The organism is Skermanella sp., assembly GCF_059503625.1.
Genome location: NZ_JCACHA010000542.1, coordinates 1 through 2,043, shown reverse-complemented (window position 1 = coordinate 2,043; position 2,043 = coordinate 1). Strand labels below are relative to the sequence as shown.

The 2,043-nt window shown below is 66.2% G+C and carries 1 protein-coding gene; it reads right to left on the bottom strand.

Annotation, left to right across the window (positions count from 1 at the left end; translation table 11 throughout):
* Nucleotides 1-2,043: beta strand repeat-containing protein (locus AC5JJ6_RS11550; protein ID WP_496042170.1), on the bottom strand; the 2,043-nt coding region annotated here is incomplete at both ends.

Below are 2,043 nucleotides of genomic sequence, written 5' to 3'. Positions count from 1 at the left end.
GCGTCCGCCACGCCGCCGCTGGTATACCGCTTGACCGTCAGCGTCGAGCCGTTCCAGTTGGCGAGGTCGTTTTCCGTGTCGGTGACCGTGACGTTGGAACCGACGTCGAGAGTGAGCGAGGTGCCCGAGGTCCAAGCGACGCTGTTGGTGTCCAGGTTGGCGATAACGGGCGTGCTGTTGTTGCCCGACGCCGTGATGGGGTTGGTGGTCAGGTCGGCGATGGTCACCGTCCCGTCGGCCCCGCGTGCCCAGTCCTCCGCCGCCGCAAGGTTATAGGTGACGCTGCCGGCGGAGATGGTGCCGTTCTTGGTCAACCGCAACGCCACGGCAGTCATGTCGGTCGTACCCAGCGTGACCGTGAAGCTGGTGGCGCTGGTGATCTCCACGTCCTGGGTGTTGCCGGTGGTCAGCGTATAGCTGCCGACGTCGCCCAGGATGCTCAGCTTGGTGATGTCGATATCGTTGGCGGCGCCCGACTTCGACAGGAAGCCGGTGCCGGTTACCACCAGGACGCCGGACGTCACGTTGTATGTCGCCGACGTGATCATGGGGACGGCCACGTTGCCGACGCTCATCTGGCTGGTCGTATCGACGTCGGTGACCCCAGAAGCCGCGCCCGCCGCCCAATCCTCCGCCGCCGCGAGGTTATAGAGGGTGAAGCTGGTCGAGCTGGTCCCGGACTTATTCAGGAACAGGGCCACGGCTGCCTGATCGTTCGCGTTCAGCGTGACCGTGAAGCTGGTGCCGCTGCTGATCTCGACATTGGCCGTGGTCAGCGTGTGGGTTGCCGTGCCTTCGCCTCTCAGCGTGAGCTTGGTGACGTCGATGTCGTTGGCGGCGCCCAACAGCTTCAGGAACCCGGTGCCGGTCACCGTCAGGATGCCGGACGAGACGTCATAAGCGGCTGATGTGATGGTGGGCACCGGCACGTTGCTGACGGTCACCGGGCTGGTCGCGTCGGCGATGTCACCGCCGGTGATCACCGTGTTCCAGTCGTCGGCGGCCGCAAGGTTGAACGTCGTGCCGCCGGTCGAGGTGGTGCCGGCCTTGTTCAGGATCTGGTTGACGGCGGCCTTGTCGGTCGCGTCCAGCGTGATCGAGAAGGACGTGGCGTCCGTGATCTCGACATTCCCCGTCGTGGTCAGGGTATATGTCGCCCCGCCTTCGCCGGTCAGCGTCAGGCTGTTGGCCGTGATGTCGTTGGTGGTGCCGGACGCCGCCACCAGCCCGGTGCCGGTTACCGCCAGCACGCCCGATGTGGCGTCGTAGGTCGCTGACGTGATGGTCGGGGCCGACACGTTGCTCACATTCACGCCGTTGCCGGTGGCATCGATATCGGTGACCCCGGAAGCGGCGCCCGCCGCCCAGTTCTCGGCGGCGGCGAGGTTGTAGGCGACGCCGCTGACGGGCGATGTGCCAGTCTTGTTCAGCAGCCCGTTGACGGCCCGCTTGTCCGCCGCGTTCAGCGTGACCGAGAACGTCGTGCCGTTGCTGATTTCGACGCTGGACGTGGTCAGCGTATAGGAGCTGCCGCCTTGGCCGGTCAGCGTCAGCTTGCTGACGTCGATGTCGTTGGTGGCCCCGTTCAGCTTGAGGAACCCGATGCCGGTCACCGCCAGCACGCCGGTATTGGCGTCGTAGGTGGCGTTGGTGATCTCCGGCACGGGCACGCTGCTGACGTCCACGGCGTTGCCGGTCAGGTCGGCGTTGCCCGAGCCGTGCCAGTCTGCGGCACCGGCAATGTTGTAGGTCGTGGCGCTGGTCGAACTGGTGCCGGCTTTGTTGAGGATCTGGTTGAGCGCCGCCTTGTCGGTGGCGTTGAGGTTGACGGTGAAGCCGGTGGTGCCGCTGGCGGTGACCGCGTTGACCGAGCCGGGATCGGTCAGGGTATAGGTCGAGCCGCCCTCGCCGGTCAGCGTCAGCCTCGTCTCGTCGACGGCATTGCCGTTGGTCAGGCCGACGCCCGTCACCACCAGCGCGCCGGTGGTCGCGTTGTAGGTCGCGCTGGTGATCGTGGGGCCGGCAGCGTCGTCGTTGGTGATC